Genomic DNA, 25,277 nt, shown 5'->3' with positions numbered 1-25,277 from the left:
GGGCCGCGTGGAAACAGCGTTCGTTCGCCGTGCGGGAACGGCGCCCGGGCCTCAGTCGAGCAGCGGATCCAGCCCGTGCCACGGGAACACCGCCTGACGGGTGGCCATGATCGCCCGGTCGACGGCGTCATCCGGGTTGAAACCGTCCGCGAACCGGGGATACGTCCCGTCGCGCCCGTCGCTCATGGTCTCCGGCGCGGTCACGTCCGCAAGGTCGTGCACCCGCGCGCGCCACGCCTCCGGCACGGGCGTGGCCGGGTCGATCGGGTGCCCGGCGACGATGGCGACCAGGTGCGCCCAGGCGCGCGGCACGACCCCCACCACCTCGTAGCCTCCGCCGCCGAGCGCCAGCCAGCGTCCCGGCGGGCGCTCGTCGGCGAGCCCGGCCATCATCAGGGCCGCGGCGCGCTGGGCGTCGACGGAGACGTCCAGCTGGGCGAGCGGGTCCCGCCCGTGGCAGTCGCAGCCGTGCTGGGTGACGAGGACGTCGGGCGCGTGCTCGCGCACCAGGGGCACGGCGACCGCCTCGATGGCGCGCAGCCACGCGGCGTCGGACGTCCCCGGCGGCAGCGCGACGTTGGCGGCGGTCCCGCGGGCGCCCGCCGAGCCGATGTCCTGGGCGTACCCGGTGCCGGGGAAGAGGCTGCCCGGGTGCTGGTGGACGGAGACGGTCAGCACGCGGTCGTCGTCCCAGAAGGTGCGTTCGACGCCGTCGCCGTGGTGCGCGTCCATGTCGACGTAGGCCACGCGCGCGCCCTGCCCGAGCAGCCACGAGATGGCGACGGCGGCGTCGTTGTAGACGCAGAACCCCGACGCGCGGCCGGGCATGGCGTGGTGCATGCCCCCCGCCACGCTCACGGCACGCGTCACGTCCCCCCGCCAGAGGGCCTGGGCCGCGGTCAGGGTCGAGCCGACGATCCGCGCCGACGCGGTGTGGACCTGGCCGAAGACGGGCGTGTCGTCGTCGCCGAGCCCGAACTGCGGCCGGGGGTGGCCGTCCGCCTCCGCCTCGTGCACGGCTGCGACGTAGTCGGGGGTGTGCACCAGGGCGAGCTCGGCGTCGCTGGCCACGGGGGCCGGGGCCAGCCGCAGCTCGGGCAGGTCGAGGATCCCCAGGTCGCCCAGGAGGCGGTGCGTGAGCATCAGCCGGACCGGCGCCATGGGATGACCGAGGCCGAAGTTATAGCTGACGAGGTCCTCGGACCAGACCAGCAGCGCATCGGTGGGCATGCCTCACCGTAGCGGGCGGCGGCGCGTGCCCGTGACCGTCACCACAAGCCGGCGGCGGATCGTCCGGCCTGCGCCGTCGCGCTGCCGTGCGGCCCCGCCACGTGCGCGGACGCACGCCAGCGTGCGCGGGCGAGGCGGACGTTGTGCCAAGGTGGGCGTGGCCCGCGCCTGCGCCGCGGGCTGGCGCCGCGGGCGTGGGGTCGAGCCGTGCCGAGGGCGCGTGGGAAGGGAAGTCCTCGTGGCGACGGATGTGGTCCCGGGCACGCTGAGCGCGGCGCGCGACTGGCTGGACCACATCGCCCGGTCCTCCCCCGCACGTCTCGCGCTGCTGGTCTTCGCCTCGATCATCGCCGTCGAGACGGCGCTGCTCTCCCTTCCCGCAGCCACCGCCTCGGGGGATCGCGCGCCGTTCATCGACGCCCTCTTCACCGCCACGTCGGCCGTGTGCGTGACCGGCCTGACCACCGTGGACACCGCCACGTACTGGTCGCCGCTCGGCCAGGCGGTGGTCCTGGTGGGCATCAAGATCGGTGGCCTCGGCGTCATGACGCTGGCCTCGATCCTCGGCCTCGCGGTCTCCCGCCGGATCGGCCTGACCCAGCGGATGCTCGCGGCGTCGGAGACCAAGACCACCCGGCTGGGTGAGGTCGGCACCCTCGTCCGGGCCGTACTGGTCGCGTCGCTGACGGTCGAGGGCGCCCTGACCCTGATCCTGGTGCCGCGGTTCCTCACGCTCGGCGAGTCGCTCGGGCAGTCGCTGTGGCACGGCGTGTTCATGGCGCTGAGCATCTTCAACAACGCCGGCTTCGTCATCATCGAGGGCGGCCTGACGCCGTTCGTCGGCGACTGGTGGCTGGGCCTGCCCATCGTGGTCGGCACCTTCATCGGCGCCATCGGCTTCCCCGTGATCCTCAACGTCGCGCGGCTGTGGCGCACGCCGAAGAAGTGGACGCTCCACGCCAAGCTGACGCTGGTGACGTCCGGCGGCCTCGCGGTCGTCGCGATGCTCGTGTTCGCCCTGTTCGAGTGGACGAACCGGGACACCCTGGCGGGTCTGCCCTTCGACGAGAAGATCCTGGCGAGCATGGTCCACGGGATGACGCCGCGCTCCTCGGGGCTCTCCACGGTCGACGTCGGCGACATGCGCGAGGCGACCTGGTTCTTCACCGACGCGCTGATGTTCGTCGGCGGCGGGAGCGCTTCGACCGCGGGCGGCATCAAGGTCTCGACCCTCGCCGTCCTGCTGCTGGCGATCGTGGCCGAGGCGCGCGGCGACCGGGACATCGAGGCCTTCGGCCGGCGGATCGGCTCGTCGACCGTGCGCCTGGCCGTGTCGGTGGCGTTCATCGGCGCGACCCTCGTAGGCGTGTCGACGCTGCTGCTCCTCATGGTCACCGACCTGAGGCTGGACGTGATCCTCTTCGAGGTGATCTCCGCGTTCGCGACCTGCGGCCTCAGCACCGGTATCACGCCCGGGCTGCCCGACTCGGGGAAGTACGTCCTCACCGTCCTGATGTTCGCCGGGCGCACCGGCACCATCACGGTCGCCGCGGCCCTCGCGCTGCGCGAGCGCAGGCGGGTCATCCGCATGCCCCACGAGCGGCCGATCATCGGCTGACGGCGCCCCGGGGCCACAATGGCAGCGCGGCCACGCACGAACCACCGAGCAACCGGCCGGGCCGCGGCGCACGTCCGCCGCGGCCCCACCAAGGAGATGTGATGGCAGAGAAGGCAGAGTCCAAGGACTCAGGGGTACTCGTGATCGGCCTCGGCCGGTTCGGGTCGGCGATGGCCGCCACCCTGGAGAAGCTCGGCCGCGAGGTCCTCGCGGTGGAAAAGGACCCCGCCCTGGTCCAGCAGTGGTCCACCCGGCTCCCGCTCGTCGAGGCGGACGCCACCAACCCCGAGGCCCTCGAGCAGCTCGGCGCGGAGGAGTTCCCCGTCGCGGTCGTGGGGGTGGGCACCTCGCTCGAGGCGTCGGTGCTCATCACCGGCAACCTCGTGGACATGGAGGTGCCCCAGATCTGGGCCAAGGCGATCAGCGCCGAGCACGGGCGCATCCTGCGCCGCATCGGCGCGACCCACGTCGTCTACCCCGAGTACGACGCCGGCCAGCGCGTCGCCCACATGGTCTCGGGCAAGATGCTCGACTACATCGAGATGGAGGACGGGTTCACCATCGTCAAGATGCGCCCGCCGCGCGAGACGCACGGCTTCACCCTGGGCCAGTCGAAGGTCCGCGAGCGCTACGGCATCACCGTGATCGGTGTGAAGCCGCCGGGCGAGCCGTTCGAGTACGCCACCGAGGACACGCTGGTCGGGGCGGACGACCTCCTCATCGTCAGCGGCGACACCAACCTGCTGGAGCGCTTCGCGCACCGGCCGTAGAGGGGCAGCCCCCAGCGCCGACCGCACCCGCCGTCGCCCGGGGGCACGCCGGCGCCCGGTGGCCGTCCCCTTCCTCGAGGTCGGCCACCGGGTGCCCTTGGTCGTTCGGCGGCTCAGCGCGTGCCGGCGCGCCGCTTGTTGTAGACGTCGAAGGCCACGGCCAGCAGCAGCACGAGACCACGGACCACGGCCTGGACGGACTGCTCGATGCCCATGAGCTGCATGCCGTTGCTCATCACCGCCATGATCAGACCACCGACCATGGCGCCGACCACCGTGCCCACCCCGCCCGTGACGGCCGCACCGCCGATGAACGCGGCGGCGATCGCGTCGAGCTCGAACATGTTGCCCGCCGCTGGCTGAGCCCCGTTCGAGCGGGAGGAGTAGACGATGCCCGCGACGGAGGAGAGCAGGCCCATGTTGACGAAGATCCAGAAGTTGACCTTTCGGACCTTCACGCCCGAGAGCATGGCCGCGCTGAGGTTCCCCCCGATCGCGTAGACGTGCCGGCCGAAGACGCTCTTGGTGGTCACGAGGCTGTACGCGAGGATCAGCACAGCCAGGAGGATGAGCACGATGGGCAGGCCACGGCTGCGCGCGAGCTGGTAGGCGAACAGCATCACGACGATCGCGATGGCCACCACCTTGAGGATGAACAGCGGCATCGCCTCGACGGGCTGCTTGTACCGCAGGCGCGCCTGACGGTGCCGGAACGAGTTCACGGCGTAGCCCACGACCGCGATGGCGGCGATGAGCAGCGTGAAGATGTCGACCCCCTGGCCCCCGAGGAGCCCGTTGAGGAAGCCGCTCGCGATCCTCTGGTACTGCCCCGGGAACGGCGAGAGCGAGATGTTGTGGAGCACCTGCAGGGTCAGCCCGCGGAAGATGAGCATGCCGGCGAGGGTGACGATGAAGGCGGGGATCCCGACGTAGGCGACCCAGAAGCCCTGCCACACGCCGACGAGCAGCCCCGTGCCCAGGGCGGCGAGCACCCCGACCCACCACGGCATCCCGTTCTGGATGACGAGGACGGCAGAGACGGCGCCGGTGAGCGCCACCACCGAGCCGACGGAGAGGTCGATGTGCCCACCGATGATCACGATGACCATGCCGATGGCCAGGATGAGGATGTAGGAGTACTGCAGGACGAGGTTGGTGATGTTGCCCGGGCTCAGGAGCACGCCACCGGTCAGGATGGTGAACAGCCCCACGATGAGCACGAAGGCGATGTAGATGCCGCTCTGGCGCAGGTTCCTGGTCAGGAGCTCGCGCAGGCTCGTGATGCCAGTCATGAGACCAGTTCCTTTTCCTTCTCCTGGGTCATGAGCGCCATGAGGCGCTCCTGGTTGGCGTCCTGCCGGGGCAGGACACCCGTGATGCGCCCGAAGGCCAGGGTGTAGATGCGGTCGCAGATGCCGAGAAGCTCGGGCAGCTCCGAGGAGATGACGAGGACCGCCTTCCCGGCGTCCGCGAGGGCGTTGATGATCGTGTAGATCTCGAACTTGGCGCCGACGTCGATGCCTCGGGTCGGCTCGTCGAGGATCAGGAGCTCGGGGTCGGTGTAGAGCCACTTGCTCAGGACGACCTTCTGCTGGTTGCCGCCGGAGAGCTTGCCCACGACGGCCATCACGGAGGGTGTCTTGATGTTGAGGCTCTGCCGATACCGCTCGGCGACGGCGATCTCCTCGTGGCCGTTGACCCAGCCGCCCTTCGCCAGCTTGCCCAGCGCCGCGGCGGAGACGTTGCGCTTGATGTCCTCGATGAGGTTGAGGCCGTAGCGCTTGCGGTCCTCGGTGGCGTAGGCGATGCCGTTGTCGATCGCCTCCTGCACCGTGCGGACCCTGGCCTCGCGGCCGTGCATGAAGGCCCGGCCGGACACGACCTTCCCGTAGCTGTGGCCGAACACGCTCATGGCCAGCTCCGTGCGCCCGGCGCCCATGAGCCCGGCGAGGCCGACGATCTCGCCGGCCCGGACGGAGAGCGCCGCGGAGTCGATGACGACGCGTCCCGCCTGGGTGGGGTGCAGCACCGTCCAGTCCTCGATGCGGAACACCTCCTCGCCCGGGTGCGACTCGTGCTCGGGGTAACGCTGGCTGAGGTCGCGCCCGACCATGCCGCGGATGATCCGGTCCTGCGTGGCGTCCGGGGCGGACATGTCCATCGTCTCGATCGTCTTGCCGTCGCGGATGATGGTGGTCGAGTCGGCGATGTCGGCGATCTCGTTCAGCTTGTGCGAGATCATGATCGAGGTGATGCCCTGCTGCTGGAACTGGCGCAGCAGGCCGAGGAGATGCTCGGAGTCCTGGTCGTTGAGGGCGGCGGTGGGCTCGTCGAGGATGAGCAGCCGGACGTTCTTGGACATGGCCTTCGCGATCTCGACCAGCTGCTGCTTGCCCACCCCGAGCTGGCCGACCGGCGTGACCGGGTTCTCCCGCAGCCCGACGCGCTCGAGGAGCTCCGCGGCCTGCGCGTTGGTCTGGTTCCAGTCGATCAGCGCGGTCCCCACCCGCTCGTTGCCGAGGAAGATGTTCTCCGCGATGGAGAGGTACGGCACGAGGGCGAGCTCCTGGTGGATGATGACGACGCCGCGCGCCTCGCTGTCGTTGATCGAGCGGAACTCGACCCGCTCGCCGTCGAGATAGATCTCCCCGTCATAGCTGCCCGCGGGGTACACGCCGGAGAGCACCTTCATGAGGGTGGACTTCCCGGCGCCGTTCTCCCCGCAGATGGCGTGGATCTCGCCGCGCCGGACGCTCAGGGAGACGTCCTCCAGCGCCTTGACGCCGGGGAAGGTCTTGGTGATGTTGCGCATCTGCAGGATGTCGTCGCTCGTGCGCCCGTCGTGGCTGGTGCGTCCGTCGTCGCTCACGCGTCCGTCGTCGCTCATGCGTCACTCCTTGTGTTGTGCCTGCCCGGTGGGTCTGGCGGCCGCGCCGCCAGACCCACCGGCCGGGCGAGCGGATCAGGCCTGGCCGCTCTTGACCTGCTGCTCGGTGTAGTAGCCCGAGTCGACGAGCAGCTTCTGGATGTTGTCGGCGTAGACGATGTCCGACTGCAGGAGGAAGGACGGGACGACCTTGACGCCGTTGTCGTACGTCTTGGTGTCGTTCGCCTCCGGCTGCTTGCCGCTCAGGAACGCCTCGGAGGAGGTGACCGCCTGCTTGGCGAGCTTGCGGGTGTCCTTGAAGATGGTCGAGTACTGCACGCCGTCGGCGATGAGCTTGACCGAGGCGATCTCCGCGTCCTGCCCGGTGACGATGGGCATGTCCTGACCGGCCTTGTAGCCGGCGTTCTGCAGGGCGGTGATGATGCCGCGGGAGAGCCCGTCGAACGGGGAGAGCACGCCGTTGACCTTGGAACCGTCGCTGTAGGCGCCGGTCAGCAGGTCTTCCATGCGCTTCTGGGCCGTCTCCTGCTGCCAGCGCAGGATCGCGGCCTGCTCGATCTTCGTCTGGCCGGACTTCACGACGAGCGTGCCCTTGTCGAGGTAGGGCTTGAGGGTGTCCATCGCGCCCTGCCAGAAGAAGTGGGCGTTGTTGTCGTCGAGCGAGCCCGCGAACAGCTCGACGTTGAACGGACCCGTGGCGCTGCCCGGGGAACCGTCCTTGTTGAGCAGGCCCAGGCCCGTCAGCAGGGAGGTCGCCTGCTGAACCCCGACCTGGTAGTTGTCGAAGGTGACGTAGAAGTCCACGTTCGGGGTGTCCCGGATCAGCCGGTCGTAGGAGATCACCGGGATGCCCGCGTCCTTGGCGGCCTGGAGCTGCCCGGACAGGGCCGTGCCGTCGATCGCGGCGATGACCAAGAGCTTGACTCCCTGGGTGATCATCTGGTCGATCTGCTGGGACTGGGTGGGGATGTCGTCACCGGCGAACTGCAGGGAGACCTTGTACCCGGCGTCCTTCAGACCCGACTCGACCGCCTTGCCGTCGGCGATCCAGCGCTCGGACGTCTGCGTCGGCATGCTCACGCCGACCATCCCGCCCTCCCCGCTCCCGCCGCCGCTGGCGCCCCCGGAGGCACCGCCGCCCCCGCCGGCGCCGCCGCCGCCGCACGCCGCGAGCCCGAGTGCGAGGGCGACGCTTGCCGCCAGTGCCGTGAGCCTGCTCTTCCTCATGTGTCTTCCTCCTTGACGTGTCCTGCCGGCGAGCCGGCCGGCGTGGCTGGCTCTCGTGCCCGCTCGCGCACGAGGGGCGTGCGTACCCCCGCCGCGGCGGGGACGCTCAGGGTCAGCGGCGCCTCACATTCCCTGGGCCAGGCGGTAGTACGCCTGGTTCCAGCGCAGCTCGCGGGCGAAGCCCCGGGGCGTGGTGGCACCGTCGATGACGGCGAGCTCGAGCCCGGCGATGTCGGCGAGGTCCTCGAAGACCTCGAGCCCGACGGCCGTGGTCATGACCGTGTGGTGCGCCCCGCCGGCGGTGAGCCAGCACCGCGCCGACGTCTCCAGGTCTGGTCGGGGCTCCCACACGGCCCGGGCGACGGGCAGGTTCGGCAGGTCCGCGTCCGGCGGGACGACGTCGACGACGTTGGCGACGAGCCGGAACCGGTCGCGCATGTCGGACATGGCCACGACCAGCCCCGGGCCGGGGTCGGTGTCGAAGACGAGGCGCACCGGGTCCTCGCGCCCGCCGATGCCGAGCGGATGGATCTCCAGCCGGGGGCGCCGGGTGGTCAGGGTCGGGCAGACCTCGAGCATGTGGGCCCCGAGGATCTTCTCCTGGCCGGGCGTGAGCTCGTAGGTGTAGTCCTCCATGAGCGAGGCGCCGCCGGGCAGGCCGTGCCCCATGACCTTCGCGGCCCGCACGAGGATCGCGGTCTTCCAGTCCCCCTCCGCGCCGAACCCGTACCCGTCGGCCATGAGGCGCTGGACGGCGAGGCCGGGCAGCTGGCGCAGCGCGCCCAGGTCCTGGAAGTTCGTCGTGAAGGCCGCGAACCCGCCGGCGTCCAGGAAGGCCCGCATCCCCAGCTCGAGGCGCGCGCCGTAGCGCAGCGACTCGCGGCGCCCGCCACCCGGGCCCAGCTCCTCCGCGACGTCGTACGCCCCGTCGTAGACGTCGACCAGCGCGTCGGCGTCGACGTCGGCGACGGCGTCGACCGCGTCGGCGAGGTCGTTGACCCCCCAGGTGTTGACGGAGACGCCGAGGCGCAGCTCGGCCTCCGTCTTGTCCCCCTCGGTCACGGCGACGTCGCGCATGTTGTCGCCGAAGCGCGCCACGCGCAGCTCGTGCATGGCGGCCCACCCCGCGGCCGCCCTGGCCCACGACGCCACCTGCGCCTGGACGCGCGCGCTGCTCGCGTGGCCCACCACCGTCTTGCGGCGGGCGCCGAGACGGGTGGCGACGTAGCCGAACTCCCGGTCGCCGTGGGCGGCCTGGTTCAGGTTCATGAAGTCCATGTCGATGTCCGCCCACGGCAGGGCCACGTTGGCCTGGGTGTGCAGGTGGAGCATCGGCTTGGCCAGGACGTCCAGGCCCAGGATCCACATCTTCGCGGGCGAGAACGTGTGCATCCACACGATCACGCCCAGGCAGGCGTCGGCGGCGTTGGCCTCCAGCGCCGCCCGGCGGATGGCGTCGCGGTCCTTCAGGACCGGCTTCCACACGATGCGCACGGGGATCTCCGCGGCGCCGTCGAGGGTGGAGGCCACCTCCCGGGACTGCTCGGCGACCTGGTGCAGCGTGTCCTCGCCGTACAGGTCCTGGCTCCCGGTCAGGAACCAGATCTCCTTGCCCTCGAACGGCGCGGACATCACCTCTCCCCTCGCTGGCCGTAGACCTGCTGGTAGCGCGCGAAGAGCGCGTCGACGTCGGCGGCGGGGATGGGCGTGGGCTCGCCGAGCTGGCGGGCGATGTGGACGGTGCGGGCCACCTCCTCACACATGACGGCGGCCTTGACGGCCGCGCGGGCGTCCCTGCCCACGGTGAACGGCCCGTGGTTGCGCATGAGGACGGCCGGGGAGCGCGACTCCCGCAGCGTCTCGACGATCCCGCGCCCGATGGAGTCGTCACCGATGAGGGCGAAGGGGCCGACGGGGATGTCGCCGCCGAACTCGTCGGCCATCATCGTGAGCACGCACGGCACCGGCTCCCCGCGGGCGGCCCAGGCGGTGGCGTAGGTGGAGTGGGTGTGCACGACGCCACCGACCTCCGGCATGTGCCGGTAGACGTAGGCGTGGGCGGCCGTGTCCGAGGAGGGCTGGAGCCGCTCCGCGGTGCCGTCCTCGATCTTGTTGCCGCCCAGGTCGCAGACCACCATGGTCGCGGCGTCCAGCTCGTCGTAGCTCACGCCGGACGGCTTGATGACGAAGAGGTCCGCGCCGGGCACCCGCTCGGAGACGTTGCCGGCCGTCCAGACCACGAGCTGGTTGCGGGGCAGCTCGGCGTGCAGCGCCGCCACGCGCTCGCGGCACTCGGCGACGGCTTCTCGGACCGCCGTGGACAGGGCCGCCAGGTCGACGGTCATCGCACCTGCCTCTCGGCCAGGTCGGTGTCCGCGCGCCCGGCCGTGTCCGGCTCCGCGCGTCCGGCCGTGTCCGTGCCGCGGCTGGCGGCGCGGCCGGAGACCACATCGCGGCGCATCTTCTTGAGCCGGTGCATGACGTCGTTCCCGCCCCGGCCGAAGTAGTCGTGCAGGGCGCCGTACTCGGCGAACAGCGCGTCGTAGCGCAGCGCCGCGTCCTCGTCGGGGGTGTAGGCCGCCACCCGGCGGTTGCCCATGGCCCGCGCGGCGGCGCGGACGTCCGGGTAGAGCCCGGCGGCGACGGCGGCGTGGATGGCCGAGCCCAGCGCGGGGCCCTGGTCGGAGACGATGGTGGACAGCGGCAGCCGCGTGACGTCGGAGTAGATCTGCATGAGGACCGAGTTCTTCAGCAGGCCGCCGGCCACCACGAGCTCGGTGACGGGGACCCCGGCGTCCTCGAAGGCCTCGACGATCACCCGGGTGCCGAAGGCCGTCGCCTCGAGCAGCGCCCGGTACACGTCCTCCGGCCGGGTGGTCAGCGTCAGCCCCAGGACCAGTCCCGAGAGCTCGTGGTCGACCAGCACCGACCGGTTGCCGGAGAGCCAGTCCAGGGCGACGAGCCCGTGCTCGCCCACCTGCTGGCCCGCGGCCTTCTCGGTGAGCAGCCGGTGCACCGAGACGCCCCGCTCGTGGGCCTCGTCCACGTATGCCGGTGGCACCGCGTTCTGGACGAACCAGCCGAAGACGTCCCCGACGCCGCTCTGCCCGGCCTCGTAGCCCCAGTAGCCCTCGACGATCCCGCCGCGGACGACCCCGCACATGCCCGGCACCTCGGCGAGCGTGTCCCCGTTCATGACGTGGCACGTGGACGTGCCCATGATGGCGACCATCTGGCCCGGCTCGACGGCGTCCGCCGCGGGCACCGTGACGTGTGCGTCGACGTTGCCGACGGCCACGGCGATGCCCTCGGGCAGTCCCGTCCAGGCCGCCGCTCGCGCGGTGAGCGTCCCGGCGGGGTGCCCGAGCTGGCCGATGTCCCCGGCGAGCTTGTCCCGCACGAAGCCGGCGAAGTCGGGGTTGAGGCCGGCCAGGAACTCCTCGGACGGGTAGGAGCCGTCCTGGTAGATGCCCTTGTACCCGGCGGTGCAGGCGTTGCGCACGTACCTGCCGCACAGCTGCCACACGATCCAGTCGGCGGCCTCGACCCAGTGGGCGGTCGCGTCATAGACCTCGCGGTCCTCCTCGAGGAGCTGCAGGCCCTTGGCGAACTCCCACTCGGAGGAGATGAGGCCGCCGTACCGGTCGATCCAGGGCTCGCCCCGCTCGTGGGCCAGCGCGTTGATCCGGTCCGCCTGCGGCTGCGCCGCGTGGTGCTTCCACAGCTTGACCCACGTGTGCGGCCGGTTCGCGAGGTGCGCCAGGGCGCTCAGCGGCGTGCCGTCCTCCGTGGTGGGCACCATGGTGCAGGCGGTGAAGTCGGTGCCGATGCCGGCGACGTCCCGCGGGTCCACCCCGGCGGCGCGGAGCGCGGCCGGGACGGCGGTCCGGAGCACGTCGACATAGTCCTCGGGGCTCTGCAGCGCCCAGTCCGGCGGCAGGCGCCGGCCGTCCGCGGCGGTGAGCTCGCGGTCCATCACGCCGTGCGCGTACTCGTGCACGGCGCTGCCGAGCTCCGCGCCGTCACTGGCCCGCACGACCACCGCGCGGCCCGACAGCGTCCCGTAGTCGACGCCGACCAAGAAGGTGCTGCTGAGACCTGCCATGCGAACCGGCTCCTATGCCGGGGCCCGGCCTGGACCCGCTTCGATGGTTCGTGATGTTAGCGCTAACATCAGAGGGTCGCCGACAGGTGCAGATCTTGTCAACCGCAGACCGACGCCCGCGACTGAACTGTGATACGGCCGGAGTTTTCAGTGAAGCGGAGGCCTATTGCGGTGGATCTGCCCGCGTCGGCGCCGGGCGGGCCGCGGACGAGCGCACGACCAGCTCGGGCGGGATCAGCGTGGTGCTGGGGCTGCGACCGTCCAGCGCACCGAGGATCACCTCGATGCACCGCCGCCCGACGGCGGCGAACGGCTGACGCACCGTCGTCAGCGGCGGGGAGAAGAACTCCGATCCGGCCACGTCGTCGAAGCCCACGACCGAGACGTCCTCCGGCACGCGCACCCCGGCCTCCTGGAAGGCCCGGAGCATCCCCAGCGCCATCTGGTCGTTCGCGGCGAAGACGGCCCCCGGCAGCCGCCGGTCCCGGGCCATGCGCCGCGCCACCTCGTACCCCTGCGCCGCGTCCCACCCGCCGGCCACGAGCGCGGAGACCTCCAGGCCGGCCTCGCGCATCTCCTTGCGCCAGCCGGCGACGCGCGCCCGGGCGTCGAACCAGTCGTTGGGGCCCGAGACGTGGACGACCTCGCGGTGCCCCAGGCCGATGAGGTGGCGGGTGGCCATCCTCGCCCCGAGCTCCTGGTCGACGGCCACGACGTGCAGCGACGCCGTGGCCTGCAGCCCGGCGGCGACCATGACCACTGGGAGCCTGCCGGCCAGCTCGTCCGCCGCCGCCGCCACGTGGGTGCGGGCCGCGATGACGACGATGCCGTCGACGCCCAGCCCGAGGAAGTACTCCAGCGCCGCCTCGACGGTCTCGTGCCGGGCGTCGCGCATGATGGTCAGCGTCGTCGCGTAGCCGGCCTCGCGGGCGGCCTCCTCGATCGCGATCGTGGTGTTCGCGGGGCCGAACCGCGCCTCCCCCGGGTTGATCACGCCGATCAGCCGGGTGCGCCGGGTCACGAGGGCGCGGGCGGCCGGGTTCCGGCGGTAGCCCAGAGCGCGGATCGCCACGAGGACCCGCTCGCGGGTGTCGGGGCGCACCGCATCGGGGTTGTTCAGCACCCGCGAGACGGTCTGGTGGGAGACGCCGGCGACGGCGGCGACGTCGGCCATCGACGGCGCGCCGACCCGCGCCGTGCGCGGGCCCGGGATCGGTTCCATCTCACTCCTGCCCGGCTGGTGTCGCTCAGTGCCAGGGTATCGACGGGGGCGGCCGGCCCGTCCGCGCCGGGCCGGTTCACACCCCCCGGCTCACGACCATCTCGCGCCGGGCACCGTACCGCTCGCGCACCTCGGGGACCGGCGGCGCCTGGCGCGTGCGCGCACGCGAGGTGGTCCACGACGGCGGCCGGTTCGCCTCCGTGAGCACCCAGGCGGCCTGGCGGGCCGCGCCGTCGGCGACGTACTCCCCCGGCTCGGGGACCTGGACGTCGGCGCCGAGGATCGCCGGGGCGATTTCCTGGAGGGCCCGGGAGCGGGCCGCGCCGCCGATGAGCTGGATGCGCCGGGTGGGCACACCCCGCGCGCGCATGGCGTCGAGGCCGTCGGCGAGCCCGCACAGCAGCCCCTCGACGGCGGCGCGGGCAAGGTTCTCCCTGGTCGCCGACGCGAGCGTGAGGCCGAGCAGCGAGCCGGTGGCGTCCGGCAGGTTGGGGGTGCGCTCGCCCTCGAGATAGGGCACGAGCGTGAGGCCGCCGGCGCCGGGCCGAGCCGCCAGGGCCAGCGCGCTGAGGCCCTCATGGTCCACCCCGAGCAGCCCGGCGGCGGCGTCGAGGACGCGGGACCCGTTGAGCGTGACCGCCAGGGGCAGGAACCGCCCGGTGGCGTCGGCGAAACCGGTCACCAGCCCTGTCGGGTCCTCGACGGGGTGGTCGGAGACGGCGGAGACCACCCCCGAGGTCCCGACGGAGATGGCCACGTCCCCGGCCGTCATGCCCAGCCCCAGGGCGGCCGCCGCGTTGTCGCCGGCCCCGGGACCGAGCACGAGGTGCCCGAGGCCCGCCCGCACGGCGCCGTTGCCGGCGCTCTCGCGCGGGCGCAGGACGCGCGGGAGGACGATCCCCTCGGCGTCGTCGCGGCGCAGCGCCCGGGCCAGCAGGTCCCTGCGGTAGGTGCCGTTCGCGGTGTCGAAGTAGCCGGTGCCCGAGGCCTCGGACCTGTCGGTGACGAGCGTGTCGAAGGACTGCGCCCCGGAGAGCTGCCAGGTGAGCCAGTCGTGCGGGAGGGCGACGGCTGCCACGCGGGCGGCGGCGTCCGGCTCGTGGTCCGCCAGCCAGCGCAGCTTCGTCACGGTCAGCGAGGCGACCGGCACGGAGCCGGTGGCCCGGGCCCAGGCGGCCGGGCCGCCGCCGGCGTCGCCCGCGGCGCCCCCGAGCTCGGCGACCAGGTCCCTCGCGGCCGCGGCGCTCCGTGTGTCGTTCCAGAGCAGAGCCGGGCGCACGACCCGGCCGTCGGCGTCGAGGGCGACCATGCCGTGCTGCTGACCGCCCACGCTGACCGCGGCGACGTCGTCGAGACCGCCGGCCGCCGCGACCGCCACCTGCAGCGCGTCCCACCACGCGGCGGGGTCCACCTCGGTGCCGTCCGGGTGCGGGGCCTGCCCGAACCGGCGCAGCGCACCGGTGGCGGCCTCACGGACGACCACCTTGCAGGACTGGGTGGAGGAGTCGATCCCGGCGACCAGCGTCTCGCTCATGGTTGCTCCTCAGCCGATGAGGTGGGCGAGGGCGAGCTGGTTGAGCCGGACGAAGCCGAAGTTGCGCTGCGCGGCGGCGTCGGCGTCGAACTCCTCGAACGCGCCACGGTCGGCGAGCAGGTCCGTCAGGGACTCCCCAGGCGCGAGGGTGGGCTCGGAGAGCTCCAGGACGCCGGCGGCCTCGAACGCCGCACGCACCTCGGGGTCGGCCCGGTAGGCCTTCGCCTTCTCGGCGAGCATGAGGTACATGTCCATGTTCGCCCGCGCGGAGTCCCACACCCCCTCGTACCCCTCGGTCCGGGACGGCTTGTAGTCGAAGTGCCGCGGGCCCGTGTACATCGGCCCGTCGGTGCCCGCGCCGGGGAAGCCGTTCTCGATCAGGTCCACGGTGAAGAACGCCGAGAGCAGGTCCCCGTGGCCGAAGACCAGGTCCTGGTCGAACTTGATGGAGCGCTGCCCGTTGAGGTCGATGTGGAACAGCTTGCCCGACCACAGGGCCTGCGCCAGGCCGTGGGTGTAGTTCAGCCCCGCCATCTGCTCGTGCCCGGTCTCCGGGTTCAGCCCGACGATGTCCCCGTGCTCGAGCCGGGCGATGAAGCCCAGCGCGTGCCCGACCGTGGGCAGCAGGATGTCCCCGCGGGGCTCGTTCGGCTTGGGCTCCAGCGCGATGCGCAGGTCGTAGCCCCGGTCCTTGATGTACCCGGCGACCGTGTCGATGCCCTCCGCGTACCGGTCCAGGGCGGCGCCCACGTCCTTGGCGCCGTCGTACTCGCTGCCCTCCCGGCCGCCCCACATGACGAAGGTCTGCGCGCCGAGCTCGGCGGCCAGGTCCACGTTGCGCACGATCTTGCGGAGCGCGAACCGGCGCACCGACCGGTCGTTGGACGTGAACGCCCCGTCCTTGAACACCGGGTGGGAGAACGTGTTGGTCGTGACCATCTCCACCACCAGGCCGGCGTCGTCCACGGCCTTCTTGAAGGTGGTCAGGATCTGCTCGCGCGTGGCGTCGTCCGAGCCGAACGGCACGACGTCGTCGTCGTGGAACGTCACGCCCCACGCGCCCAGCTCGGCCAGCTTCGTGGCGTACTCCCACGGGTCCATCGCGCGGCGGGTGGCCTCGCCGAACTGGTCCCGTGCCGTCCAGCCGACCGTCCACAGGCCGAACGAGAACCGATCCTCGGGGGTGGGGTTGCGCACCATGATGTCTCCTCGTCGAGATTTGTTGTGTGGCAAAACTTAATCAGCCGACCCGAGTAAGGTCAAGCGGGTGACCGAGACCACAGACCCCGTGCCGTCGCGAACCCGGAGAGCGGCGTCGACGTCGCTCCCGGCGCCCCTCGCGCCCCCCACGCCCCGCCACGGGGGCGCCGCGCGGCAGTCCTCCCTGCGTGAGAACAACCTAGCCGTGCTCACGCAGGCGGTCTTCGCGAGCCCCGGGCCGGTATCGCGCGCCGACCTCGCCGCCGACACCGGCCTGACGCGGTCGACGGTGTCCCGGCTGGTCGAGGAGCTGCTCGACGCGCAGATCGTCGTGGAGCAGGAACCGCCCGGCACGCGCGGCCCCGGGCGGCCGGCGGTGCCGCTGGCGCCGGCCCCCGGCTCGATCGCCGGCATGGGCCTCCAGGTCAACGTCGACTACATGGCCGGCCGTGTCGTCGACCTCACCGGGCAGGTCCTCGCCGAGGAGCTCGTCCCGGGGGACTTCGAGCACTCCGACCCGGGCCGCGTGCTGGCCCGGACCGGCGAGCTGGCGCGGAGCCTGTTCGCCGCGACGACGGCGGCGGGGGCCGTCGTCGCGGAGGCGCACCTCGCGCTGCCGGGGCTGGTCGACGTGGCGGAGGGCCGGTTGCTCCTCGCGCCGAACCTCGGCTGGCGGGACCTGCGGCCGGCGGACCACCTCGGCTCCGACGTCATCCCGGCCGGCGTGCGCCTCGAGATCGACAACGACGCCAACCTCGCGGGGTACGGCGTCGCCATGGCGGCGCCCGGCCGCCGGGCCGAGTCCAGCACGTTCATCTACGTCAGCGGCGACATCGGCATCGGCTCGGCCCTGGTCGCCGGCGGGCACATCATCACCGGGCAGCACGGCTGGGCGGGCGAGATCGGGCACGTCGCCATCGAGCCCGACGGCCCGCAGTGCCCCTGCGGCGCCCGCGGCTGCCTCGAGCGCTACGCCGGCATGCACGCGATCTTCGAGGCGGCGCAGCTTCCGCCCACCACCTCCGGGGCCGAGCTGGCCGCCGCCACCTCCGCGTACGGGCCGCCCCGGGTCGCCGTCGAGCGCGCGGCCTGGGCGCTGGGGATCGCGCTGGCCAACATGGTCAACATCGTGGACGTCGGCGAGGTCGTCCTCGGCGCCGGGTTCATCCCGCTGGCCGGCCTGCTCCGCCCCGGCATCGAGGAGCAGCTGCGCCTCCGGGCGCTGGCGGGGCCGTGGTCGAAGGTCACGATCCGCACCGCACCCGACGACCGGGCGCCGGCGACCACCGGCGGCGCGTTCCGCGCCCTGGACTCCGTCATCCGGGACCCGGCCGCCTGGATCGCCGGCTGAGGATACACGACGACACGAGACCGAATCGAGACCTCCGTCACTTGCCTGGGGCGCTACGGTCTAATAAGTTCGCTGATACAACAAACCAGCGTGGACGACGTGATGAGGCGTCGCGGACCCGGCACCGAGGACGGTGCAGGCCGCACCTTGGGACGTGCCGGACGCCGCTGGTCAAGGGCAGCGCCTGCTGGGCAGGCATACAGAAGGGTTGGACGATGACGTCTCTGCGAACGAGGAAGGCGACCGCGGTCCTCGCGGGCACCGCCATGGCGATGGCGGCCCTCGCCGCGTGCAGCAGCGAGCGCACCGACACGGCGTCGGGCGCGACGGACGCGGGTTCCGAGGAGACGCTCGTCGGCATCGCGATGCCGACCCGCTCGCTCGAGCGCTGGAACAACGACGGCGAGAACCTCGACTCCCTCCTCAAGGACATGGGTTACGAGACGTCGCTGCAGTACGCCGACAACAAGGTGGACCAGCAGATCACGCAGATCCAGAACATGATCAACTCCGGCGCCGACGTCCTGGTCGTCGCCTCGATCGACGGCACGGCGCTCGGCCCGGTGCTGGGGTCCGCCAAGGACGCGGGCATCTCCGTCATCGCCTACGACCGCCTCATCAACGGCACGGACGCCGTGGACTACTACGCGACCTTCGACAACTACCAGGTCGGCCAGCTCCAGGGCGAGTTCATCGTCGAGCAGCTCGGCCTCGCGGACGCCGGCACCGGGCCGTTCAACCTCGAGCCGTTCGCCGGCTCCCCGGACGACAACAACGCCAAGTTCTTCTTCTCCGGGGCGTGGGACGTCCTGCTGCCCTACGTCCAGAAAGGCCAGCTCGTCGTGCCCTCCGGCAAGGCGCCGGCCAGCAACGACGCCTGGACCACGATCGGTGTCCAGGGCTGGGCCTCCGCGACCGCGCAGTCGGAGATGGACAACCGGCTGAACTCCTTCTACGCCGACAAGAAGGTCGACGTCGTCCTCTCCCCCAACGACTCGCTCGCCCTCGGCATCGAGCAGGCCCTCGAGGCCGCCGGCTACGCGGACGGCGCCGACTTCCCGGTCGTGACCGGGCAGGACGCCGACCTGGCGAACGTGAAGAACATGCTCGCCGGCAAGCAGTCGATGACGGTGTGGAAGGACACCCGCACCCTGGGTGAGCAGGTCGCGACCATGGTCGACCAGATCGTCAAGGGCGAGACGGTGGAGGTCAACGACACCGAGACCTACGACAACGGCACCAAGGTCGTCCCGTCCTACCTGCTGCCCCCGCAGGTCGTCACGCCCGACACCGCCGAGGAGCTCCTCGTCGGGTCCGGCTTCTACGACGCCGCCGAGCTCGGTCTCTGACGCACGCGCCGCCTGCCGGTCCCACCGGCCGGCAGGCGGCCCGCGACCGACCGAACGAGCGAGGAGCACGCATGTCCACTGATCACACGATCCTCGAGATGCGGGACATCACCAAGACGTTCCCCGGTGTCAAGGCCCTCGAGGACGTCAACCTGAGCGTCCGCCGCGGCGAGGTGCACGCCATCTGCGGCGAGAACGGCGCGGGCAAGTCCACCCTCATGAACGTCCTGTCGGGGGTCTACCCCCACGGCAGCTACGAGGGCGAGATCCACTTCGACGGCCGGCCCTGCGACTTCCGGAACATCCGGGACAGCGAGGAACGCGGCATCGTCATCATCCACCAGGAGCTGGCGCTCAGCCCGTACCTCTCCGTCGCGGAGAACATCTTCCTGGGCAACGAGCAGGCGCGCGGCGGCGTCATCGACTGGAACACCACCAACAGCGAGGCGGCCAAGCTCATCGCCCGGGTGGGCCTCGACGCCGACCCGGACACCAAGGTCGTCGACCTGGGCGTCGGCCGTCAGCAGCTGGTCGAGATCGCCAAGGCCCTGTCCAAGCGGGTCAAGCTCCTCATCCTCGACGAGCCCACCGCGGCGCTCAACGACGATGACAGCGCGCACCTGCTCACCCTCATGCGCCAGCTGAGGGACCAGGGCATCGCGATGATCATGATCTCCCACAAGCTGGGCGAGATCGCCGCGATCGCCGACTCCACCACCGTCATCAGGGACGGCCGCACGATCAAGACCCTGGACATGCACGGCGCCGAGCCCGTCACCGAGGAGCAGATCATCAAGCTGATGGTCGGCCGGGACCTGGAGAACCGGTTCCCGGACCACACCACCACCGTCGGCGAGGAGGTCCTCCGGGTGGAGGACTGGACCGTCTTCCACCCGCTGGACTCCACGCGCAAGGTGGTCGACGGCGCCAACCTCACCGTCCGGCGCGGGGAGATCGTCGGTCTCGCGGGCCTCATGGGCGCGGGACGCACCGAGCTGGCCATGAGCATCTTCGGGCGCGCGTACGGCCAGAACATCTCGGGCCGCCTGTACAAGGCCGGCACCGAGATCAAGAGCCACACCGTCGAGCAGGCCATCAACCACGGCATCGCGTACGCGACCGAGGACCGCAAGCGTTACGGCCTCAACCTCATCCAGGACATCAAGCTCAACGTCGCCGCCGCGGGGCTGCGCAAGCTCGCCCGCTTCGGGGTGGTCGACCGGCACGAGGAGTCCACGGTCGCCGAGCGGTACCGCCGCGAGATGCGCATCAAGACACCGAGCGTGGACGCGATCGTCGGCCAGCTCTCGGGCGGGAACCAGCAGAAGGTCGTGCTGAGCAAGTGGATCTTCACCGACCCGGACGTGCTCATCCTCGACGAGCCGACCCGCGGGATCGACGTCGGCGCCAAGTACGAGATCTACCAGATCATCAACGCGCTCGCCGACGCGGGCAAGGCCGTGCTGGTGATCTCCTCCGAGCTGCCCGAGCTTCTCGGCATCTGTGACCGGATCTACGCGATGAGCCAGGGACGCATCACCGGAGAGGTCCCCCGGGCCGAAGCCAGCCAGGAGCGGCTCATGCACTTCATGACGATGGAAAAGGACGCCGCAGCGCGATGAGCACACTGACGCAGTACCTCAGCCGGAACGTCCGGCAGTACGGGATCATGGCGGCCCTCGTCGCCATCGTGATCCTCTTCCAGATCCTCACCGGCGGCCTCCTGCTCGTGCCGAACAACGTCGCGAGCCTCGTGCAGCAGAACGCCTACGTCATGATCCTGGCGATCGGCATGGTGATGGTCATCGTCGCCGGTCACATCGACCTCTCCGTCGGGTCCCAGGTGGCGTTCGTGGGCGGCGTGGCGGCGCTCATGATGAGCAGCGGGGCCCCCTGGCTGGTCGCCGTCCTGGTCGCGCTCGTGCTCGGCGCCGCCATCGGCGCCTGGCAGGGCTTCTGGGTCGCCTACGTCGGCATCCCCGCGTTCATCGTCACGCTGGCGGGCATGTTGATCTTCCGGGGGCTCGCCATCGTCCTCGTCGGGACGACGGTCGCCGGGCTGCCGGAGGGCTTCAACGCCATCTCCAACGGGTCGGTGCGCAACGTCCTGGGCTACGTCGCGAACCTCGACCTGGTGACGCTGCTCATCGGTGCCGCCGCGATCGCCGGTCTCGCGTTCACCCAGATCCGGGCGCGGCGCGCGATCCGCAAGCACGAGCTCACCGTGGAGCCCTTCGCGGCGTTCGTCGGCCGGCTGGTCCTGTTCGGTCTCCTCATCGGGTTCGTCACCTACCTGCTGGCCCGGAGCGCAGGCGGCACGCCGATCGTGCTCGTGATCGTCGGCGTCCTCATCGTCGCCTACACGTTCGTCATGAACCGCACGACCTTCGGCCGGCACATCTACGCCATCGGCGGCAACCTCCAGGCGGCGAAGCTGTCCGGCGTGAACACGAAGCGCGTGAACTTCATGATCTTCGTGAACATGGGTGTCCTGGCGGCGCTGGCCGGCATCGTGACCACGTCGCGGGCCGGGGCCGCCGTCGCGGCCGCCGGCAACAGCTTCGAGCTCGACGCCATCGCCGCCGCCTTCATCGGGGGCACCGCGGTCACCGGCGGCATCGGCAAGGTGTCCGGGGCGATCATCGGCGCGCTCATCATGGGCGTGCTCAACATGGGGCTGTCCATCATGTCCGTCGACCCGGCCTGGCAGCAGGCCATCAAGGGCATGGTGCTGCTCCTCGCCGTCGCCTTCGACCTCATCAACAAGCGCAGGTCGAGTCGCTGACCTGCCGCGCTCCGACGGGCCGGGTCCACACCGCTCACGGTGCGGGGCCCGGCCCGTCGGGCTGTGCGGCTCAGTTGCCGTCCTGCGGCGGCCACGGCACCACCGGGCCCAGCAGCGCGTTGGCCCACGCGCCGTGCACGGACTCGTCGTCGCTGGGGTGGAAGATCCCGGCCAGGACGTCGCGGTACAGCCGGGAGAGCTCCTTGCTGTTGGAGTACGACGCGCCGCCGGAGGCCCGGACGGCCTTGGTGACGACGTCGAGCGCGACCTCGGTGGCGCGGGACTTCACGGCCGAGAGCTGCGGCATCCACAGCGCGCCACGGTCCACCTGGTTGTCGACGTCGCGGGCGATCATGGCGATCTGCGGGTAGATGCCGTCGAGCTGGAGGGCCGCGTCCGCCAGGCGCCAGCGGATGTCCGGGTCGTTGGCGTAGGGGGCGCCGCCGTTCTTGAAAGACGTGCGCCGGTGGGCCCTCGCCACGGCGACGTCGATCGCGCGCCGGGCGACACCCGCGTAGACCGAGGCCAGCAGGATCTCGAAGTTCGCGAAGATGCCGAAGATGAACGGGTCCATCGTCGGCCCCGGCGGGATGCGCCGCACGACCCGGTCCGCCGGCGCGTGCGCGCCGGCGAGCACGGTCGTGCAGGACTGGGACGCGCGCATGCCCAGCACGTCCCAGTCGTCCTTCACCTCGACGCCGCCGCCGTCACGGGTGACGAAGCCCCAGACGTTGTGCGGGCCGTCCTCGCCCGTCGTGTCGGCGCCGAACGTTCCCAGGCGGGTCCACGCCGGGGAGAGCGAGGTGAAGATCTTGGTGCCGTGGAAGGAATAGCCGCCCTGGCCGTCGGGACGGGCCTCGCTGGCAGAGCCGAAGAGGACGAGGTCGTTGCCCGCCTCGGAGACGCCGAAGCCGAAAACCTCGCCCGCCGCCGCCTCCTCGAGGATGAAGTCGGCGGAGTGGTCGCCGCGCGCGCGGACGACCCGGGCGACGCCGACCCAGACGTGGTGCATGTTCACCGCGAGCGCCGTCGCGGGGGCCGCGCCGGCCAGGCGCATCTGCTCGGCGGTCATCTCCTCCAGGCTGAGCCCCGCCCCGCCGAGCTCCTCGGGCACGAACGCCGTGAGGTACCCGGCCTCCTTGAGCTCGGCGAGGTCCTCGTCGAAGAAGGAGTTCTCGGCGTCATAGCGCGGCGCCCGCTCACGGATCCGCTCGAGCAGGTCCTCGGTCAGGATCTGGCGGTGCTGGCTCATCTGGCTTCCCTCTCCGTCCGGCTGGTGCTGCCTCGACCCTATGCCCGGCCCCCGACAGGGCCCGTGGACGGTGATGTGGGTGCCGCTCGTTAGCGTGTCCCCCATGAGCCCCACCGTCACGAAGACCGCCCGGCCGCCGAGGCCGGCCTTCCGCTGCAGCGAGTGCGGGTGGAGCGCCGCCAAGTGGCAGGGCCGGTGCGGGGAGTGCCAGGCGTGGGGCACGGTCGAGGAGGCCGCGGGCCTGCCGCCCGCCTCCCGCGCGCCGGCCTCCCTCGCGCCCTCCTCCCCCGCGCGTCCCATCAGCGAGGTCGACGTCGACTCGGCCCGCGCCCGCAGCACCGGCGTGGGCGAGCTCGACCGGGTCCTGGGCGGCGGCATCGTCCCGGGCGCCGTCGTCCTGCTCGCCGGGGAGCCCGGCGTCGGCAAGTCCACCCTCCTGCTCGACGTCGCCGCGAAGGCCGCCGCCGTCTCGGCCGACCACGGTGCGGGCGGCTCCGGCCGGCCGGTGCTGTACGTCACCGGCGAGGAGTCCGCGGGCCAGGTCAGGCTGCGGGCCGAGCGCATCGGCGCCCTGACACCGCACCTGCTCCTGGCCGCCGAGACGGACCTGGCCACCCTGCTCGGGCACGTCGACCAGGCCGACCCCGCGCTCCTGGTGGTCGACTCGGTCCAGACGATCGCCGACGCCGGGGTGGACGGCGCCGCCGGCGGCGTCAGCCAAGTCCGCGCCGTCGCCTCGGCCCTGATCCACCTGGCCAAGACCCGGGACATCCCGGTGCTCCTCGTGGGGCACGTGACGAAGGACGGCTCGATCGCCGGCCCGCGGGTGCTCGAGCACCTGGTTGACGTGGTGTGCCAGTTCGAGGGCGACCGGCACTCGCGCCTGCGCATGGTCCGTGCCGTGAAGAACCGGTACGGGCCCACGGACGAGGTCGGCTGCTTCGACCTGCACGACGCGGGCATCACCGGCCTGGCGGACCCCTCGGGGCTCTTCCTGTCCGGCGACCGCTCGGCCGTGCCCGGCACCTGTGTGACCGTCTCCCTGGAGGGACGCCGGCCGATGCCCACCGAGATCCAGGCCCTCGTGGCCGCGTCGCCGCTGAGCTCACCACGGCGCACGACATCCGGGCTGGACTCCTCGCGCGTCGCCATGACCCTGGCGGTGCTCCAGTCCCGGCTCGGCGTGATGCTGAGCAGCGCCGACGTCTACGTCTCCACTGTCGGTGGCGCCCGCGCCGTCGAGCCGGCGGTCGACCTGGCCGTCGCGCTGGCCGTCCTGTCCGCGGTCGAGCACAAGGAGCTGGACCCGGGCTTCGTCGTCTTCGGGGAGGTGGGGCTCACGGGCGAGGTGCGCAGCACCGTGGGTGTCCAGCGCCGCCTCGCCGAGGCCGCCCGGCTGGGCTTCACCCGGGCCATCGTCCCCCACCAGGGCGCGGCGGACCTGCGGCCGGTCCCCGGCCTGGCCGTGCGCCCGGTCCGGCACCTGCACGAGGCGGCCACGTCCGCCTGGGCATCGACCCGGTCGTGACGCGACCTGGTCATGCGTCGGCGGATGCCGGAGCGGGCCCAGGAGCGCACCTAGGATGAGGGAAGGGGCAGTCGCCCTCTCCTGCCTGAGCACCGTGTGAGGGATCTGTGCCCGACCTGCCCACCGACACCAAGCTCCGTGCGATGCTGCGCACGGTCGCACCCGGCACCGAGCTGCGGGACGGACTCGAGCGGATCCTCCGCGGGCGCACGGGTGCCATCGTGGTCCTGGGGTACGACGACGCGGTCGAGGCGATGTGCTCCGGCGGGTTCGAGCTGGACGTGGACTTCTCGGCCACGCGGCTGCGCGAGCTCGCGAAGATGGACGGCGCGGTCGTGGTCGACTACGTCAACAACCGCATCCGGCGCGCGAACGTCCAGCTGCTCCCGGACGCATCCATCGAGACCTCCGAGTCGGGCATGCGCCACCGCACCGCCGAGCGGGCCGCGAAGCAGTCCGGCTACCCCGTGATCTCGGTGAGCCAGTCGATGCGCACCGTGGCGCTCTACGTCGACCACCGCCGGCACGTGATCGAGGACTCGGACGTGATCCTCTCCCGCGCCAACCAGGCCCTGGCCACGCTCGAGCGGTACAAGTCGCGGCTCGACGAGGTCTCCGGGACGCTCTCCGCCCTCGAGATCGAGGACCTCGTCACCGTGCGCGACGTGGTCACCGTGGTACAGCGCCTCGAGATGGTCTCTCGCATCTCCGCCGAGGTGGCGGGCTACGTCGTCGAGCTCGGGACGGACGGCCGCCTCCTCTCCCTCCAGCTGGAGGAGCTCGTCATCGGGATCGACCCCGACCGGACGCTGGTGCTGCGCGACTACCTCGGTGACGGCGTCCGCACCAGCCCCCAGCAGATCCTCGACGCCCTCGGCACGCTGGACTCCGCCCAGCTGATCGACATGCCGACGGTCGCCCGGGCGCTGGGCATCGGCGGGCCCGACGGCGAGGCCATCGACTCGGCGCTGTCCCCGCGCGGGTACCGCGTCCTGGCGAAGATCCCCCGGCTGCCGTCCTCGATCGCCGAGTCGATCGTGACGCACTGCGGGACCCTCCAGGTGATGCTCTCCGCGACCACCGAGGACCTGCAGGCCGTCGAAGGGGTCGGGCCGCAGCGCGCGCGGGCCGTGCGCGAGGGGCTGTCGCGGCTGGCCGAGTCCTCGATCCTGGAGCGCTTCGCCTGAGAGCGGCTGCGGTCGGCGGCTGCGGGCTGCCG

19 protein-coding genes are annotated in these 25,277 nt (G+C 71.8%); 8 read left to right on the top strand and 11 right to left on the bottom strand.

The genetic code is table 11. From position 1 onward, the window contains the following. Positions 1–51 precede the first annotated feature (51 nt). A complete protein-coding gene (locus EJK16_RS18650) occupies positions 52–1,230 on the bottom strand; it encodes an acetoin utilization protein AcuC (protein WP_127132109.1) in 1,179 nt (392 codons plus the stop codon). 238 nt (positions 1,231–1,468) lie between these two features. Here EJK16_RS18650 and EJK16_RS18645 point away from each other — a divergent pair, with 238 nt between their 5' ends. Both EJK16_RS18645 and EJK16_RS18640 read left to right on the top strand, forming a co-directional pair. Then, the gene (locus tag EJK16_RS18645) at positions 1,469–2,848 is read left to right on the top strand and encodes a TrkH family potassium uptake protein (protein ID WP_370276114.1); all 1,380 of its coding nucleotides are present in this window, start codon (positions 1,469–1,471) and stop codon (positions 2,846–2,848) included. A gap of 101 nt (positions 2,849–2,949) precedes the next feature. After that, positions 2,950–3,618: a TrkA family potassium uptake protein gene (locus EJK16_RS18640; protein ID WP_127132105.1), complete on the top strand. Its 669-nt coding sequence runs from the start codon at positions 2,950–2,952 to the stop codon at positions 3,616–3,618. Between the two features lie 113 nt (positions 3,619–3,731). On the opposite strand, the gene mmsB (EJK16_RS18635) is transcribed toward EJK16_RS18640, so the two are convergent. The 9 genes from mmsB (EJK16_RS18635) to xylA form a co-directional block, all read right to left on the bottom strand. Continuing rightward, positions 3,732–4,910, bottom strand: coding sequence for a multiple monosaccharide ABC transporter permease (mmsB, locus tag EJK16_RS18635; RefSeq protein ID WP_127132103.1), 1,179 nt, complete (start codon positions 4,908–4,910; stop codon positions 3,732–3,734). Beyond that, a complete protein-coding gene (mmsA, locus tag EJK16_RS18630) occupies positions 4,907–6,430 on the bottom strand; it encodes a multiple monosaccharide ABC transporter ATP-binding protein (RefSeq protein ID WP_240646177.1) in 1,524 nt (507 codons plus the stop codon). The genes mmsB (EJK16_RS18635) and mmsA (EJK16_RS18630) overlap by 4 nt, the downstream gene beginning before the upstream one ends. A 150-nt stretch (positions 6,431–6,580) precedes the next feature. Beyond that, entirely contained in the window at positions 6,581–7,732 is a 1,152-nt protein-coding gene (gene chvE, locus EJK16_RS18625) for a multiple monosaccharide ABC transporter substrate-binding protein (RefSeq protein WP_127132099.1), read from the bottom strand. A gap of 123 nt (positions 7,733–7,855) precedes the next feature. Continuing rightward, positions 7,856–9,364 carry an L-arabinose isomerase gene (araA, locus tag EJK16_RS18620; RefSeq protein WP_127132097.1) on the bottom strand — a complete coding sequence of 503 codons (1,509 nt, stop codon included), beginning with the start codon at positions 9,362–9,364 and terminating at the stop codon, positions 7,856–7,858. Continuing rightward, positions 9,364–10,077: an L-ribulose-5-phosphate 4-epimerase gene (locus EJK16_RS18615; protein WP_127132095.1), complete on the bottom strand. Its 714-nt coding sequence runs from the start codon at positions 10,075–10,077 to the stop codon at positions 9,364–9,366. The genes araA and EJK16_RS18615 overlap by 1 nt, the downstream gene beginning before the upstream one ends. Further along, positions 10,074–11,837, bottom strand: coding sequence for a ribulokinase (gene araB, locus EJK16_RS18610; RefSeq protein WP_127132093.1), 1,764 nt, complete (start codon positions 11,835–11,837; stop codon positions 10,074–10,076). The genes EJK16_RS18615 and araB overlap by 4 nt, the downstream gene beginning before the upstream one ends. 163 nt (positions 11,838–12,000) lie before the next feature. After that, positions 12,001–13,059 (bottom strand): LacI family DNA-binding transcriptional regulator, encoded by a 1,059-nt coding sequence (locus EJK16_RS18605; protein WP_240646166.1) that lies wholly within the window; start codon positions 13,057–13,059, stop codon positions 12,001–12,003. A 76-nt stretch (positions 13,060–13,135) separates the two neighbouring features. Beyond that, positions 13,136–14,593 carry a xylulokinase gene (xylB, locus tag EJK16_RS18600; RefSeq protein ID WP_127132091.1) on the bottom strand — a complete coding sequence of 486 codons (1,458 nt, stop codon included), beginning with the start codon at positions 14,591–14,593 and terminating at the stop codon, positions 13,136–13,138. Between the two features lie 9 nt (positions 14,594–14,602). After that, entirely contained in the window at positions 14,603–15,793 is a 1,191-nt protein-coding gene (xylA, locus tag EJK16_RS18595; protein WP_127132089.1) for a xylose isomerase, read from the bottom strand. A 67-nt stretch (positions 15,794–15,860) separates the two neighbouring features. Between xylA and EJK16_RS18590 the strand changes: the two genes are divergently transcribed. The 4 genes from EJK16_RS18590 (at position 15,861) to mmsB (EJK16_RS18575) (ending at position 21,278) form a co-directional block, all read left to right on the top strand. After that, positions 15,861–17,144, top strand: a complete 1,284-nt coding sequence (locus tag EJK16_RS18590; protein WP_240646165.1) for an ROK family transcriptional regulator — start codon at positions 15,861–15,863, stop codon at positions 17,142–17,144. A 215-nt stretch (positions 17,145–17,359) separates the two neighbouring features. Continuing rightward, positions 17,360–18,493, top strand: coding sequence for a multiple monosaccharide ABC transporter substrate-binding protein (chvE, locus tag EJK16_RS18585; protein ID WP_127132087.1), 1,134 nt, complete (start codon positions 17,360–17,362; stop codon positions 18,491–18,493). A gap of 71 nt (positions 18,494–18,564) precedes the next feature. Further along, positions 18,565–20,115: a multiple monosaccharide ABC transporter ATP-binding protein gene (gene mmsA, locus EJK16_RS18580; protein ID WP_127132085.1), complete on the top strand. Its 1,551-nt coding sequence runs from the start codon at positions 18,565–18,567 to the stop codon at positions 20,113–20,115. Beyond that, on the top strand, positions 20,112–21,278 hold the full coding sequence (gene mmsB / locus EJK16_RS18575; protein WP_127132083.1) for a multiple monosaccharide ABC transporter permease: 1,167 nt from the start codon (positions 20,112–20,114) through the stop codon (positions 21,276–21,278). Before mmsA (EJK16_RS18580) ends, mmsB (EJK16_RS18575) begins: the two co-directional genes overlap by 4 nt. Before the next feature lie 70 nt (positions 21,279–21,348). Here mmsB (EJK16_RS18575) and EJK16_RS18570 read toward each other — a convergent pair whose 3' ends face one another. Further along, entirely contained in the window at positions 21,349–22,530 is a 1,182-nt protein-coding gene (locus EJK16_RS18570; protein WP_127132081.1) for an acyl-CoA dehydrogenase family protein, read from the bottom strand. Between the two features lie 103 nt (positions 22,531–22,633). Here EJK16_RS18570 and radA point away from each other — a divergent pair, with 103 nt between their 5' ends. Together radA and disA are read left to right on the top strand one after the other, a co-directional pair. After that, positions 22,634–24,058 carry a DNA repair protein RadA gene (radA, locus tag EJK16_RS18565; RefSeq protein WP_127132079.1) on the top strand — a complete coding sequence of 475 codons (1,425 nt, stop codon included), beginning with the start codon at positions 22,634–22,636 and terminating at the stop codon, positions 24,056–24,058. 143 nt (positions 24,059–24,201) lie between these two features. Next, the gene (gene disA / locus EJK16_RS18560; protein ID WP_127132379.1) at positions 24,202–25,245 is read left to right on the top strand and encodes a DNA integrity scanning diadenylate cyclase DisA; all 1,044 of its coding nucleotides are present in this window, start codon (positions 24,202–24,204) and stop codon (positions 25,243–25,245) included. Positions 25,246–25,277 lie beyond the last annotated feature (32 nt).

It is taken from the genome of Georgenia sp. SYP-B2076, from assembly GCF_003991205.1.
Taxonomy (GTDB): Bacteria; Actinomycetota; Actinomycetes; order Actinomycetales; family Actinomycetaceae; genus Georgenia.
This window is presented reverse-complemented; position numbering and strand designations above follow the sequence as displayed.